This window comes from Sphingomonas sp. (assembly GCF_017304635.1).
Taxonomy (GTDB): domain Bacteria; phylum Pseudomonadota; class Alphaproteobacteria; order Sphingomonadales; family Sphingomonadaceae; genus Sphingomonas.
In genome coordinates, this window is the sequence record NZ_JAFKMA010000005.1 from 260,790 (window position 1) to 274,486 (window position 13,697).

Here is a 13,697-nt window from a genome sequence, read left to right on the forward strand (position 1 = left end):
TCGCGCTTTCGCTGCTGCTGATCGTGGGCGGGTTCCTGCTCAAGATCGGGGTGCTGGCATGAGCGGCGGGGCGCAGCCGTCGTTCACCGCGTTCGCCGCGCTGATGTTCGTGGCAGGGATGGGGATTCCGCTGATGGCGACGCTGAACGCCGGGCTCGGCCAGCATCTCCAGAGCCCGGTCGCGGCGAGCACGATCCTGTTCGCGCTGGCGCTCGCGGTGACCGCGGCGATCCTGGCGCTGGGCGGCGTGCCTGCGCGCGCGGCGTTCACGGGCGTGCCCTGGTATTTCTACGCCGGCGCGGTGCTGGTCGTGTTCTATCTGTTGTCGATCACCTGGACGACGCCGCGGATCGGGGTCGGCAATGCCGTGTTCTTCGTGCTGCTCGGCCAATTGGTCGCGGCGGCCGCGATCGATCATTTCGGCTGGTTCGGCGCGATCCGCAGCGAGTTGACGCTGCGCCGCGTCGCCGGGCTCGCGGTGATGGCGATCGGCGTCTATCTGGCAAGGAAACCGCGATGACTCCCCGCAGCGACTGGACCCGCGACGAGATCGCGGCATTGTTCGACCTGCCCTTCACCGAACTCGTGTTCCGCGCGGCCGAGGTGCATCGTGCGCACCACGCGGCGAACGAGGTGCAGCTGTCGACGTTGCTGTCGATCAAGACCGGCGGCTGTCCGGAGGATTGCGGCTATTGCTCGCAGTCGGCGAGCGCCGACACCGGGCTGAAAGCGACCAAGCTGATGGACGTCCGCGCGGTGCTGCAAGCGGCGGCGCAAGCGAAGGACAATGGCTCGACGCGCTTCTGCATGGGGGCGGCGTGGCGCAATCCCAAGGACAAGGACATTGCGGCGCTGACGCAGATGATCCGCGGCGTGCGCGAGATGGGAATGGAAACCTGCATGACGCTCGGCATGCTGACGTCCGGCCAGGCCGAGGCGCTGGGCGCGGCGGGGCTCGATTACTACAACCACAATATCGACACCTCGCCGGAGAATTACGCGAACGTGATCTCGACGCGCAGCTTCGAGGAGCGGATCGAAACGCTGGAGAATGTCCGCGACGCCGGGATCAACGTATGCTGCGGCGGAATCGTCGGGATGGGCGAAACGCGGAGCGACCGTGTCGGCTTCATCCATGCTTTGGCGAGCCTGCCGGTGCATCCCGAGAGCGTGCCGATCAATGCCTTGGTGCCGGTCAAGGGGACGGTGCTCGGCAACATGCTCGCCGACACGCCGCTCGCCAAGATCGACGATATCGAGTTCGTGCGCACGGTTGCGGTCGCGCGGATCACGATGCCAGGGAGCATGGTGCGCCTGAGCGCTGGCCGCGAGAGCATGAGCGACGCGACCCAGGCCTTGTGTTTCCTCAGCGGTGCGAACTCGATCTTCACCGGCGACAAATTGCTGACCGCGGGCAATGCCGGCGAGGACAAGGATGCCGCTTTGTTCGCGAAGCTCGGGCTGAGCCCGATGGCGGCGGAGCAGCGCGTGCTTGAGGCGGCTGCGTAATGCCGACGGTGCTGCGGATCGGAGCGTTTCGCTTCTATTTCTACAGCCACGAGCCGAACGAGCCGCCACACGTGCACGTCGATCGCGGCGAGGCCACGATCAAGGTCTGGCTGCAACTCGTGGAAGTGGCAAAGAGCCGCGGGTTTCGCGCGCATGAAATCAATGACATCCTCGCCATGGTCGAGGAGCATCGCGAGAAGTTGCTGGAGGCATGGTATGAATATTTCGGCTAAGGTAACGGACGAGCGCGTGCTCGACGTCCGGTTCGACGCGGCCAGCCTGATCGTCGACCTGATGGACGGCCGGACGATCGCTGCGCCGCTCGCCTGGTATCCGCGCTTGCTGCACGCAACGCCGGAGCAACGCGCCGTCTGGGAGCGCGCCGGCGGTGGCTACGGCATCCACTGGCCCGAGATCGACGAGGATCTGAGCACGGAAGGCTTGCTCCGCGGCGCGCCAGCCCCGAGGACGCATTGATGTTCAAGAAAATCCTGGTCGCCAACCGCGGCGAGATCGCGTGTCGCGTGTTTCGGACCGCGAAGAAGATGGGGATCGCGACGGTCGCGGTATATTCGGATGCCGATGCGCGCAGCCCGCACGTGCTGATGGCGGACGAGGCGGTACGGCTGGGGCCGGCGCCGGCGGCGGAGAGCTATCTCAAGGCCGAGCTGATCCTCGACGCGGCGCGGATCACCGGGGCGGACTGCATCCATCCCGGCTACGGCTTCCTGTCGGAGCGCGAGAGTTTCGCGCGCGCCTGCGCCGACGCCGGCATCGCGTTCGTCGGGCCGCCGCCGAACGCCATCGCGGCGATGGGCGACAAGATCGAGTCGAAGAAGCTGGCGAAGCAGGCTGGCGTCAACGTCGTCCCCGGTTTCCTGGGCGAGATCGCCGATACCGACGAAGCGGTGCGGATCGCCGGCGACATCGGCTATCCGGTGATGATGAAGGCGTCGGCCGGCGGCGGCGGCAAGGGCATGCGGCTGGCGTATAGCGAGCAGGACGTGCGCGAGGGGTTCGAGGCCACCAAGCGCGAGGGGCTGGCGAGCTTCGGCGACGACCGCGTGTTCATCGAGAAGTTCATCGAAAGCCCGCGCCATATCGAGATCCAGGTGCTGGGCGATCAGCACGGCAACATCGTCTATCTCAACGAGCGCGAATGCAGCGTGCAGCGCCGCCACCAGAAGGTGGTCGAGGAAGCGCCGTCGCCGTTCGTGTCCCCCGAGATGCGCAAGGCGATGGGTGAACAGGCGGTCGCGCTGGCCCGCGCGGTCGGCTATTATTCGGCGGGGACGGTCGAGTTGATCGTATCGGGTGCCGATACGACGGGGCAGGGCTTCTACTTCCTCGAGATGAATACCCGGCTCCAGGTCGAGCATCCGGTGACCGAGGAGATTACCGGGCTCGATCTGGTCGAGCAGATGATCCGGGTGGCGGCGGGCGAGCAGCTGAGTTTCGGGCAGGCCGATGTCGGGATCAACGGCTGGTCGATCGAGAACCGGGTCTATGCGGAGGATCCATATCGCGGCTTCCTGCCGAGCATCGGGCGATTGGTGCGGTACAATCCGCCCCAGTCCACCGATGCGTCGCAATCCTCGTCATCCCCGCGCAGGCGGGGATCCATAACCCATGTCGTCGATGGAGCCGATGACATTGCGGATCCGGATTCCCGCCTGCGCGGGAATGACGGGGAAAGCGAGGCGGCCGACCCCCAAGCCATCGTCCGCGTCGACGACGGCGTCGCCGAGGGTGGCGAGGTGTCGATGTTCTACGACCCGATGATCGCCAAGCTCATCACCTGGGCGCCGACCCGCGAAGCGGCGATCGATGCGCAGGTCGCGGCGCTCGACGCGTTCGAGATCGAGGGGCCGGGCAACAATATCGACTTCCTGTCGGCGCTGATGCAGCACCCGCGCTTTCGCGAAGGGCGGCTGACCACCGGGTTCATCGCCGAGGAATATCCGGACGGGTTCCACGGCGCGCCAGCCTCGGCGGAATTGCTGAAGGCGCTGGCGGCGATCGCGGCGTTCGCGGCGACGGCGGAGGCGGATCGCGCGCGGCGGATCGACGGCCAGCTCGGCAAGCGGCTGCGGCCGCCGGCTGCCTGGACGGTGCGGATCGACGGGCGTGACCACGACGTCGCGGTTTCGACCGACGGCATCAGCGTGGATGGCGCCGACCTGGCGATCGGACTCGATTATACGCCGGGCGATCGCAGCGTGACGGCCGAACTCGACGATCAGGAGCTGACCGTGCGGATCGCGCGGACGCGGAGCGGTTTCAAGCTGACCACCCGCGGCGCGAGCCATGTCGCGCGCGTCCTGCCGGCGCATGTCGCGCCGTATGCCGCGCACCTGATCGAGAAGGTGCCGCCCGATCTGTCCAAGTTCCTGATCGCGCCGATGCCCGGCCTGCTCGTGCGGCTCGACGTGGCGGCAGGCGACAGCGTCCAGCCGGGCCAGCCGCTCGCCGTGGTCGAAGCGATGAAGATGGAGAACATCCTCCGCGCCGAAAAGGCCGCGACGGTGAAGGCGGTGGCGGCGAAGGCGGGCGACAGCCTGGCGGTCGATCAGGTGATCCTGGAGCTCGAATAGGCGGCGTCGTTGCGAGTGCGGCGAAGCATGCCAAGTCCGACCTGGATTGCCTCGCTCCGCTCGCAACGACGGTCGATTAGCGCCCCCGCACCTGCCCGAATTTGGCGAGCAGTTCCTCCAGCTCTTCCTGCGTATCCACGTCGATCAGCTCGTCGGGCGTCGTCACGACGTGGCGGCCCGCGAGCACCATGTCGCGCGCGCCGGTGTCGCCCTGCATCGCCTCCAGCGCGTCGAAGCGGCCGCGTCCGAACAAGGCCGGCGGCTTGGGGCTGATCCCATCGCTCGACGCGACGACGGTGTCGGGACCGTGTTCCGCCTCGAACAGGCGATGGATCTGAGTCGCGGTGATCCGCGGCATGTCGGCCAGCGCGATCAGCACCGCGTCGACGCCTTCCCCGCGCGCCGCCTGGATGCCGAGCCGGACCGACAGCGACAGGCCCTGTTCGGGCGCGAAATTGTGGACGACCTCGTATCCGCGCGCGGCATAGTCCAGCTTCACCCCGTCCTTCACGACGATCCTTTTGGCGAACGGCACCGCCTCCAGCGCGGTCACGACATGCAGACCGAGCGGTTGGCCGAGGAACATCTCGGTCAGTTTGTCGGACAGGCCGAAGCGTTCGGACTTGCCCGCGGCGAGCAGGACGAGGGCGGTATTCTCAGGAACGATCATGGAAGGCTCCGACCATGGCGGCGGCGATCGACAGCGCGATTTCGGCCGGGCCGATCGCGCCGATGTCGATCCCGGCCGGGGCATCGATGCGATCGAGACCGGTTTCGGAAACGCCCAGCGCCGCGAGACGCTCCCGCCGCGCGGCATGGCTGCGGCGCGAGCCGAGCGCGGCGACATAGCCGGTCGGCGCGGCGAGCGCGGCCTGCAACGCCGGATCGTCGATCTTGGTATCGTGGCTCAGCGTCACCACGGCGGTCGCGGGATCGGGCCTGAGCGTGGCGACCGCTTCGTCGGGCCAGCGATCGTCGAGCGCGACGCCGGGGAAGCGCTCCTCGGTCAGGAACCGCGCGCGGGGATCGATCACAGTGGTCGCGATGCCGAGCTCGCGCGCCAGCCCGGCCAGCGCCTGCGCGATCTGGACCGCGCCGACGATCAGCAGGCGGCGCGGCGGGTCGTAGCGGTTGACGAACGCGGCGCCTTCGATCGGTCGCAGGCTCGACTGGCCGCTGTCGAGGTCGGTGACGACGTCGAGCGCGCGACCCTCGCCGCGGGCTTCGGCGATGCGGTCGAACAGTTCGGGATCGAAGCCGTCGGCGGCGATCGGCTGCACCATCACCGCGATCTCGCCGCCGCACGGCAGGCCGACTTCCCACGCCGCGGCGTCGGCGACGCCGTAGCGCTTGAGCTGGAACGGCGCGCCCGCGATCACCTCGGCGGCGGTGGTCAGGATGTCGTTCTCGACGCAGCCGCCCGACACCGATCCCTCGAACCGGCCGTCCTGGTGGACGATCATGTGGCTCCCGCGCGGGCGCGGTGCCGATCCCCAGGTCGAGACCACTGTGGCGAGCGCCAGCGGCGCGCCCTTCCAGTCTCGCGCGGCGGCGATGACGGCGTCGTTATCGGACACTGTTCGTCACCCCCGCGAACGCGGGAGCCCATCTCGTGCCCGTGCCTCGCGCTGAACCGTGAGGAGCTGGGTCCCCGCGTTCGCGGGGATGACGCGCCTTATCCCTCATACCGGCGGCAACCCCGCGAGCAGCTTGTCGAGCGTCACCGGAAAATCGCGCACGCGCACCCCGCAGGCATTGTAGATCGCATTCGCCACCGCCGCGCCCGACCCGGCGATGCCGAGCTCGCCGACCGCCTTCGCACCAACCGGATTGGCGCTGTCGTCGATCGCTTCGAGGAAATGGCATTCGACATTAGGCACGTCGGCGCTGACCGCGACGTGGTATTCGCCGAAGTCCGGGTTGACGAACTGGCCGGTGCGCGTGTCGACCACCGCTTCCTCCGACAGCGCATAGCCGATGCCCCAGATCATCCCGCCGACCATCTGGTTGCGCGCGGTCGCTTCGTTGAGTACGCGGCCGACGTCGAACACGCCGAGCAGCCGGCGGACGCGCACCTCGCCGGTGACGGCGTTGACCGCGACTTCGGCGAATTGCGCGCCGTGGCTGGCCTGGCTGGTCGCCTTGCTTTCCTTGCCCGGGCCCATCTTGCCGGTCGCGACGATGGGCTTGTCGACCAGGTCGATGAGCGGCGCGGTGCGCTTGCCGGCGCTGACGATGCCGTCCTTCAGCACCAGTTCCTCGGGCGCGGCGTTCATGCGGAGCGCCAGTTCGGCCAGGATGTCCTCGCACGCCAGCGCGACCGCCGAGCCCGAGCTGCCCGCGCCGAACGACCCGCCCGACCCTGCGCTCGGCGGCAGGTCGGTGTCGCCCAGCCGCACGTCGATCGCCGACAGCGGCAGGCCCAGCATCTCGCCCGCGACTTGCGCCAGGATCGTGTAGGTGCCGGTGCCGATATCGGTCATGTCGGTTTCGATCACCGCGCGGCCTTCCGATGTCAGCGTGACGCGCGCTTCCGAATTGACGGTGAAGTTACCGCGCAACGCGGCGGCCATGCCCATGCCGACCAGCCACTCGCCGTCGCGGACCGCGCCCGGCGTCGCATCGCGCCGATCCCAGCCGAACCGCCGCGCGCCCTCGTCATAACAATCGAGCATCAGCCGCGTGGTGAAACGCTTGCCGGTCGTCGGGTCGGTCGCGGGCTCGTTGCGGCGGCGCAGTTCGATCGGGTCGAGGCCGAGCTGCTCGGCCAGCTCGTCCATCGCGCATTCGACCGCAAAGGTGCCGACCGCCTCACCCGGCGCGCGCACCGCGCCCGACGCGGGCAGGTCGACTCGCGTGAGCGCGGTCGTGAAGCGGCGATGCTCGGCCGCATAGAGCGGCAGTGTGCCGAACGGCACCGGCTCGAGAAAGCCCTTGTTATCCTTCTGCGACGTCACGCTTTCGTGCGCGAAGGCGGTGATCCGCCCGTCGGCATCGCAGCCGATCCGCACGCGCTGCACCGTCTCGCCGCGATGATGGACGAGCGCGGCGGTCTGGCGGCGGGGGAGCGCGATCTTGACCGGGCGGCCGAGCTCGCGCGCGGCGACGGCGGCCAGCACCGTTTCCGGCCCGACCCCGGTCTTGCCGCCGAACCCGCCGCCGACATAGGGCGCGAGCACGCGGACCTGCGCCTTGTCGATGCCAAGCGCCGCCGCGATCGTCGCCCGCGCGCCGCCCAGCACCTGGAGCGAGCCGCGCACGGTCAGCGCGTCGCCGTCCCACCATGCCGTCGTCGCATGCGGTTCGAGCGCGGCGGGGAAATGCGGCGGGGTGGTATAGGTCGCGTCGAACGTGACGGGCGCCGCGGCCAGCGCCGTCTCGACGTCGCCCTTGTCGATCCGGGGCAGGAAGCCGATGCCGTGGTCGTCGATCACGGCCTGTTCGCGCGGATCGAACCGGCCCGGCCGTTCGGCATAGCCGACCACGACCGCCGCCGCCGCGTCGCGCGCCGCCTCGATCGTCTCGGCCACGACCAGTGCGACCGGCTGGCCGAAATGGTCGATCTCGCGTGTCCAGCTCGGCATCGGCTCGCTCGAATTGCCGGCGCTGGCCTTGAAGTCGGGATGCTCGGCCCACACGCGGACGACGCCCGGCATCGCCTCGGCCGCCGTCGTGTCGATCGTGGTCACGGTCCCCGCGCCGATCGTCGCGCCGACGATATGGGCGTACAGCGTGCCCGGCGGCGCATCCTCGAACGCGTAGGTCGCGCCGCCCGCGACCTTCAGCGGCCCTTCGTAGCGCGGCAGCGGCCGGCCGATCACGCCTTGCTGACCGGCGTCGAGCGCGTGCGGGCGATAGGGGGCGTCCATCACGATTTCGGTCACGCTGCTCGCCTCGCTGTCACAAATCGCGGATACGGTGCCGCACCAGCTTGGAAATCGGCTCGCTCATGAAACTTTGCAAGGTTTTCGTCCTGTTCGCCGCCGCACTGGCGTCGCCGCTCGTCGCAGGGCAGGATAAGCGGATGCCTGGCCCGTCCCATCCGTCGCTGTCCCGCCCGATCGTCATCGCGCATCGCGGCGCCAGCGGCGAACGTCCCGAACACACGCTGGCGAGCTACGACCTGGCGATCGACGAAGGCGCCGACTTCATCGAGCCCGACCTGGTGCTGACCAGGGACAACGTCTTCGTCGCCCGGCACGAGAACGACATCACCGGTACCACCGACGTCGCCGACCATCCCGAATTCGCCGGCCGCAAGACGACGAAGACGATCGATGGCGAGCAGCACACCGGCTGGTTCACCGAGGATTTCACGCTCGCCGAGCTGAAGACGCTGCGCGCGAAGGAGCGCCTGCCGCAACTGCGCCCCGTCAACGCCACCTATGACGGCAAATTCGCGGTGCCGACGCTGGCCGAGATCATCGCGCTCGCCAAGCGCCGCTCGCGCGAGACCGGGCGGACGATCGGCATCTATCCGGAGACCAAGCATCCGACCTATTTCGCGTCGATCGGCTTGCCGATGGAGCGACATCTGGTCGCCGAGCTGCACGCCGCCGGCTGGGACTCGGCCGATGCGCCGGTATTCATCCAGAGCTTCGAGGTCGACAACCTGAAGCTGCTCCATTCGCTGACGAAGATTCGGCTGATCCAGTTGATGGACGGGCGCGGGGGTCCGGCCGACAAGGCAGTGGCGAGCTATGCCGACATGGCGACGCCCGCCGGCCTCACAGCGGTCGCGGCCTATGCCTGGGGGATCGGGCCGAACAAGGACATGGTCGAAAAGGACGGCACTGCCAGCCGGCTGGTCGCCGATGCCCACGCCGCGGGCCTGCGCGTCCATGTCTGGACGTTCCGTGCGGAGAATTTCTTCCTGCCCGCGGACTTGCGCGCGGGCGACGATCCCAAGGCGCACGGCGACGTCGCGGCGGCGATGCGGCGCCAGCTCGCGCTCGGCATCGACGGTTTCTTCACCGATTTCCCGCTAATCGGGGTGCAGGCGCGCGACACTTACGTCACCGCCAGATAGGTGTCTCGTATGCGTACCCTGCCGCTCGTCCTGATCCTGCCCCTGCTGGCCGGGGGGTGCCTCGGCACCGTTGGCACGATCGTCACCGCCCCGGTGCGCGTGACGTCGAAGGTGGTCGACTGGACCACGACCAGCCAGTCGGAGGCCGACCGCAATCGCGGCCGCAAGATGCGCAAGCAGGAGGAGCGCGAGACGCGCGAACGGCGCAAGGCGGATGCGGCCTGTCGTCGCCACCCCGCCGACTGCGATCCCTACGACGGCAATCGCCCGACCGACTGACGGTCGGCGCCGCCCGCCAGCGTCTCGGCGATCGCGCGGAGCGCCTGCGGATGGATGTGCACGCCCATGTGCGAGGCGCGGATCTCGATCGATGGCTCGCCTTCGGCATGGCAGATCGCGCCGTTGACCAGACCGTCGCTCGCGCTCCAGATCGCGGTCGCGGGAACCGGCGGGCGCTCGGCGAGCGTCAGGCGGCGCGCGACCACCGACTGGTCGTCGATCTTCTCGCCGGTCAGCCATTCGAACGCGCGCCACACGTTGGTCGCGCGCGGATCGCCGGCGAACGGCGAACTGACCGTCACCACTTCGCGCACCAGATCGGGCCGGCGATGCGCGACCAGCCGCGCCATGATCCCGCCCAGGCTGACGCCGACCAGGGTGACCGGCTCGTCCGTCTCGTCATGGAACGCGGCGACCTGTTCGACCAGCAACTCGGCGTCGCTGCCCGTCGCGCGGGCGCCGATGTTCCGCCCCAGCCCCCAGCCGCGCACGGTATAGCCGAGCCCGGTCAGATAACGCCGCATCAGCCCCATCGCGGCATCGTTGTCGAACAGGCCGGGGATCAGCATCACCGGCCGCCCGTCACCGCGCGGCGCCTGCTTCAGCCGCGACCAATGGCTCGGCAGCGTCAGCAACGTCCACGCCCCGCGCGGCAATTCGGCGGCGAGGCGGGCTTTCGACGGGGCCCGGTGGGACGAAGGCTGAGCGATGGCGGCGTGGATCATGACAGATCGGTTACAGCAATCCGCGGTCAACGCCAATCGCCGCTATTTCGCTCCCGCTCGCGAGCGTGATAGGTAGTTGCAATGGCAACCGATACGCACACGCTGGACACGCCCCCGCCCGAGGCCGCGCCTGACTGGACGATCCCGCAGGACTGGGCGCACTATACGGCGGCGGAGCATGCCACCTGGGACACGCTGTTCGCGCGCCAAGCGAAGCTGCTCCCCGGTCGCGCGTCGGAAGCGTATCTGCGCGGGCTCGACGTGCTCAAGCTGTCGAAGCCCGGCATCCCCGATTTCGCGGAACTCAGCGACCGGCTGATGAAGCTGACCGGGTGGCAGGTGGTGGCGGTGCCCGGACTCGTTCCGGACGACGTGTTCTTCGACCATATGGCCAACCGCCGCTTCGTTGCCGGCAACTTCATCCGCCGCCCCGACCAGCTCGATTACCTGCAGGAGCCGGACGTCTTCCACGACGTGTTCGGCCATGTCCCAATGCTCGCCGACCCAGTGTTCGCCGATTATCTGGCGGCGTACGGCCGCGGCGGGCAGCGCGCGCTGGGGATGGACGCGCTCAAATATCTCGGCCGGCTCTATTGGTACACGGTCGAGTTCGGCCTGATCCAGGAGCCGGAGGGGCTGCGCATCTACGGCTCGGGCATCGTGTCGAGCTACGCCGAATCGCAGTTCGCGCTCGACAGCGACAGTCCCAACCGGATCGGCTTCGATCTGGCGCGAGTGATGCGGACCGAATACCGGATCGACGATTTCCAGCAGAATTATTTCGTCATCCCGAGCTTCGACGAACTGCTCCGCCTGACCGTCGAGACCGACTTCGCGCCGCTGTACGAGGCGTTGAAGGGGCAACCGGACATCCGCATCGCCGAAATCCTGCCCGAGGACATGGTCGTGACGCGCGGGACGCAGGCCTATGCGACTGCGAAGGGCGGGGCGGCGGTGCTCGGCTGATTCGCGATCGCGCGGTCGATGGCGGCCCGGAACGCCACCGGGTCGTCCAGCTTGTGCGCGACGCCGGATACGACGCGGCGGCCCGTCCGGACCGGCTCCGTCAGATCGATGAAGACGTTCGGCCACGCGACGAGCGCCAGATTGGCGACGTCGCGTGCCTTGACGTCGGCCTGGCTCCACGACGCGCGGAACCCGGCGATCCGGTCGATCGGGATCGACACGGTGCGGCGCCGGCCGGCGCGCATCGTCAGGTGCGTGTCGGTCAGCTCCACCGGGCAGCGGCGGAACGACACCAGCAAGGCGACGAGCGCGACGATCATCGCAAGGTCAATCGCACCGAGCGGCAGCGCGACCTTCCACCCCCAATAGACGCTGGCGACGAGGTGCACGACCGTCGTTTCGATCACGCCGAGCGCCAAAATCACGCCGATCATCGGGCCGAGGCTGCGATGATAGGCGAAGGTCGTCACAGGTCGAGTGCCCAGCCGTCGCGGCCCTTGGGGTCGATCGGCTTGCTTGGGACGTAGCGCGCCGCGCCGGCCGTCAGCCGCAGGATCGTCCAGTCGCCGCGCTGGTCGGCCGCCTCGAGCGAGCAGCCGCACGCGCGATATGCCGCGACCACCTGCGCGCGCTGCGTGTCGAGCAGGCCAGCCAGGATGATCGTCGCGTTCGGTGCGGCGATCGCGGCGAGTTCGGGCGCCATCGACACCAGCGGCCCGGCCAGCACGTTGGCGATGACGAGGTCGTAGGGCGCGCGCGCGGTGATGCGGTCGTCGAGCGCGCCGTCGGCGACGATCAGGTCGATCGCGGCGACGTGGTTGGTCGCCATGTTCTCCGCCGTCACGGTGATCGCGGCGGGATCGATGTCGGTCGCGGTCACCCGTGCGTCGGGCCACAGGTGCCGGGCGGCGAAGGCGAGCAGGCCGGTGCCGGTGCCGATGTCGATGATGTTCGTGAACGGCGTATCCGCCAGCCCGTCGAGCATCGCCAGGCACCCGCTCGTCGTCGCATGATGCCCGGTCCCGAACGCCTGCCCCGCATCGATCAGGAACGCCCGGCCCCCCGGCGGCGGCGCGACCGGATGCGCGCTGGTATGGACGACGAAGCGCCCTTCCGCGATCGGTTCGAGCCCCGCCTGGCTCATCGTCACCCAGTCGGCGGCGGTCAGCGGCTCGATCACCGGTTCGACCGTCCCCGCGCTCGGCACCAGCGCGCGCAACGCGGCGAGCATCGCGGCATCCGGCCGGTCTTCGGTATAGGCGTCGAGCCGCCACGTCTCACGGTCGTCCTCGATCGTCTCGCTGGTCATCAGCACCGCGTCGATCGCGACGTCGCCGGCGGCATCGATCGCCTCGGCTTCGGCGCGGGTACAGGGCAGGGTGGTCTTCCAGCTATCGATCTGCTCAGCCGACCCGGCCGTCGCCGGGCCGTCGGCCGACGCTGGCGTGGCCGCGTCGCCGGCCGGTCCGATCGCCGGCGGTTGCTGGCTATCGGACATAACTGGCCCCGTTGACGTCGAGCACCGCGCCGGTCGCGCTCGGCGGCGCGTGCAGCGCGAAGAAGGCGATGGCGTCGGCCACTTCGCCAGGATCGGCGACTCGACCGAGCGGAATGTCGGCGAGCAGTTTGTCGCCGCCACGGCTGGCCAGATAATCCTCCGCCATCCCGGTCATCGTGAACCCCGGGCAGACCGCGAAAGCCAGGATGCCGTGACTCGCATAGCCGCGCGCGATGCTCTTGGTCATCGCGACCATGCCGGCCTTGGATGCGGCATAATGCCAGTGCGCCGGGCTGTCGCCGCGATAGGCGGCGCGGCTGGCGACGTTGACGATGCGGCCCGGCGCCTCGCGCTCCTGCCAGTGGCGGATGGCGAAGCGGCACAGTTCGGCGCTGGCGGTCAGGTTGATCCGCATCGTCCGCTCCCACGCGGCAACCCAGGCGTCGTCGGCATGGTCGATCGGATTGGCTTCGAACACGCCGGCATTGTTGATGAGCACGTCGATGTGGCCGAGCTTGGCGAGGGCGGCGTCCCACAGCGTGCGCGGACCGGCGGGGTCGGCGAAGTCGGCGGCGATGCCGCTGGCGGTGCCGTGGCCGACGAGCGTCACGTCGGGGGCGGCGGACAGCGTGGCGGCGGTCGCGGCACCGATGCCGCGACTGCTGCCGGTGAGGAGAATGGTGGTCATGTGGAGGCGATACTCAAGTCCCTCTCTCTTTGGGAGAGGGAAGGCGCGCCGCAGGCGCGACAGGGTGAGGGCTGGGTCGAAACGCTTTCGACTTGGCCCTCACCCCTCGGCGCTACGCGCCTCGACCCTCTCCCACAGGGAGAGGGATTCAGGCCGCGACCTTGGTCACGAACTCCGCGGCGCTTTCCTTGAGGCCACCGAGCTGGCCGTCGAGCGTGTCGAAACCCTGGCCGACGCGATCGATCGCGGTCGCGACGCCTTCGGTATCCTCGCGGATGGTGGCGATGGTGTGGGACATGGAGTCGGCGGCGAGCGCGGTCTCATCGACGGCGGCGGTGATCGCGGTGACGGTCTGCGCCTGTGCCTCCATCGCGAAGCGGATACGGTTGGCCGATTCCTGCACTTCGCT

At 68.9% G+C, this 13,697-nt stretch carries 15 protein-coding genes and 1 pseudogene; 8 read left to right on the forward strand and 8 right to left on the reverse strand.

Annotated features, from left to right (window positions below; genetic code table 11):
• Positions 1-58: 58 nt before the first annotated feature.
• The 5 genes from J0I47_RS14855 to J0I47_RS14875 are packed head-to-tail and all read left to right on the forward strand — an operon-like array spanning position 59 to position 4,103.
• Positions 59-520: a DMT family transporter gene (locus J0I47_RS14855; protein ID WP_294047740.1), complete on the forward strand. Its 462-nt coding sequence runs from the start codon at positions 59-61 to the stop codon at positions 518-520.
• Positions 517-1,509, forward strand: a complete 993-nt coding sequence (gene bioB / locus J0I47_RS14860; RefSeq protein ID WP_294047741.1) for a biotin synthase BioB — start codon at positions 517-519, stop codon at positions 1,507-1,509. Before J0I47_RS14855 ends, bioB begins: the two co-directional genes overlap by 4 nt.
• Complete coding sequence (locus J0I47_RS14865) at positions 1,509-1,742, forward strand: DUF4160 domain-containing protein (protein WP_294047742.1); 234 nt, start codon at positions 1,509-1,511, stop codon at positions 1,740-1,742. The genes bioB and J0I47_RS14865 overlap by 1 nt, the downstream gene beginning before the upstream one ends.
• Positions 1,726-1,986, forward strand: coding sequence for a DUF2442 domain-containing protein (locus J0I47_RS14870; RefSeq protein WP_294047743.1), 261 nt, complete (start codon positions 1,726-1,728; stop codon positions 1,984-1,986). Before J0I47_RS14865 ends, J0I47_RS14870 begins: the two co-directional genes overlap by 17 nt.
• Positions 1,983-4,103, forward strand: a complete 2,121-nt coding sequence (locus tag J0I47_RS14875) for an acetyl/propionyl/methylcrotonyl-CoA carboxylase subunit alpha (RefSeq protein ID WP_294047744.1) — start codon at positions 1,983-1,985, stop codon at positions 4,101-4,103. Before J0I47_RS14870 ends, J0I47_RS14875 begins: the two co-directional genes overlap by 4 nt.
• A gap of 76 nt (positions 4,104-4,179) precedes the next feature.
• On the opposite strand, the gene J0I47_RS14880 is transcribed toward J0I47_RS14875, so the two are convergent.
• From J0I47_RS14880 to J0I47_RS14890, 3 genes are all read right to left on the reverse strand, one after another.
• Positions 4,180-4,773 (reverse strand): nucleotidyltransferase family protein, encoded by a 594-nt coding sequence (locus J0I47_RS14880; protein WP_294047745.1) that lies wholly within the window; start codon positions 4,771-4,773, stop codon positions 4,180-4,182.
• Complete coding sequence (locus J0I47_RS14885; RefSeq protein ID WP_294047746.1) at positions 4,760-5,680, reverse strand: XdhC family protein; 921 nt, start codon at positions 5,678-5,680, stop codon at positions 4,760-4,762. Before J0I47_RS14885 ends, J0I47_RS14880 begins: the two co-directional genes overlap by 14 nt.
• A 105-nt stretch (positions 5,681-5,785) precedes the next feature.
• Positions 5,786-7,987: a xanthine dehydrogenase family protein molybdopterin-binding subunit gene (locus J0I47_RS14890; RefSeq protein WP_294047747.1), complete on the reverse strand. Its 2,202-nt coding sequence runs from the start codon at positions 7,985-7,987 to the stop codon at positions 5,786-5,788.
• A 140-nt stretch (positions 7,988-8,127) separates the two neighbouring features.
• Between J0I47_RS14890 and J0I47_RS14895 the strand changes: the two genes are divergently transcribed.
• Together J0I47_RS14895 and J0I47_RS14900 are read left to right on the forward strand one after the other, a co-directional pair.
• Positions 8,128-9,132: a glycerophosphodiester phosphodiesterase gene (locus J0I47_RS14895; RefSeq protein WP_294047767.1), complete on the forward strand. Its 1,005-nt coding sequence runs from the start codon at positions 8,128-8,130 to the stop codon at positions 9,130-9,132.
• A gap of 9 nt (positions 9,133-9,141) precedes the next feature.
• Positions 9,142-9,411 carry a hypothetical protein gene (locus J0I47_RS14900; RefSeq protein WP_294047748.1) on the forward strand — a complete coding sequence of 90 codons (270 nt, stop codon included), beginning with the start codon at positions 9,142-9,144 and terminating at the stop codon, positions 9,409-9,411.
• On the opposite strand, the gene J0I47_RS14905 is transcribed toward J0I47_RS14900, so the two are convergent.
• Complete coding sequence (locus J0I47_RS14905) at positions 9,384-10,136, reverse strand: alpha/beta fold hydrolase (protein ID WP_294047749.1); 753 nt, start codon at positions 10,134-10,136, stop codon at positions 9,384-9,386. The two genes, J0I47_RS14900 and J0I47_RS14905, sit on opposite strands and share 28 nt — an antisense overlap.
• 81 nt (positions 10,137-10,217) lie before the next feature.
• Between J0I47_RS14905 and phhA the strand changes: the two genes are divergently transcribed.
• Entirely contained in the window at positions 10,218-11,102 is an 885-nt protein-coding gene (phhA, locus tag J0I47_RS14910; RefSeq protein ID WP_294047750.1) for a phenylalanine 4-monooxygenase, read from the forward strand.
• Here the strand turns inward: phhA and J0I47_RS14915 are convergent.
• The 4 genes and pseudogenes from J0I47_RS14915 to J0I47_RS14930 form a co-directional block, all read right to left on the reverse strand.
• Positions 11,063-11,572, reverse strand: a complete 510-nt coding sequence (locus J0I47_RS14915; protein ID WP_294047751.1) for a hypothetical protein — start codon at positions 11,570-11,572, stop codon at positions 11,063-11,065. The genes phhA and J0I47_RS14915 overlap by 40 nt on opposite strands.
• Positions 11,569-12,501: a 50S ribosomal protein L11 methyltransferase gene (locus tag J0I47_RS14920; RefSeq protein ID WP_294047768.1), complete on the reverse strand. Its 933-nt coding sequence runs from the start codon at positions 12,499-12,501 to the stop codon at positions 11,569-11,571. The genes J0I47_RS14915 and J0I47_RS14920 overlap by 4 nt, the downstream gene beginning before the upstream one ends.
• An 88-nt stretch (positions 12,502-12,589) precedes the next feature.
• On the reverse strand, positions 12,590-13,288 hold the full coding sequence (locus J0I47_RS14925) for an SDR family oxidoreductase (protein ID WP_294047752.1): 699 nt from the start codon (positions 13,286-13,288) through the stop codon (positions 12,590-12,592).
• Between the two features lie 148 nt (positions 13,289-13,436).
• Positions 13,437-13,697, reverse strand: a pseudogene (locus J0I47_RS14930) (chemotaxis protein); the annotation flags it as partial.